This is a genomic window from Priestia sp. SIMBA_032, assembly GCF_046535215.1.
GTDB classification, from domain to species: Bacteria; Bacillota; Bacilli; order Bacillales; family Bacillaceae_H; genus Priestia; species Priestia aryabhattai.
This window is the reverse complement of sequence record NZ_JAWRXD010001641.1, coordinates 1-232: the sequence shown is the minus strand read 5'-3', so window position 1 is coordinate 232 and position 232 is coordinate 1. Positions and strand designations below refer to the sequence as shown.

1 protein-coding gene is annotated in these 232 nt (G+C 46.6%); it reads left to right on the top strand.

The annotated features are described in order from the left end of the window. Positions 1 to 232: cadherin-like domain-containing protein (locus SB717_RS39835; protein WP_410908881.1), on the top strand; the 232-nt coding region annotated here is incomplete at both ends.

Sequence of the window (232 nt, the reverse complement as noted above, 5' to 3'; positions counted from 1 at the left end):
AATGGAACGGTCATTGTGAATCCAGACGGCACCTACACGTATACGCCAAATGAAAATTACAATGGGATAGATAGCTTCAGTGTAGTAGTAAGTGACGGCCAGGGAGGAACGGCAGTTTCTACAATCACGATTACGATTCTGCCAGTAAATGATCTGCCAGTGGGGCCAGTAGTGGTAACCTTGGTCACGAATGAAGATACGCCAGTGTCCAGTCAAATCACAGCGTTTGATC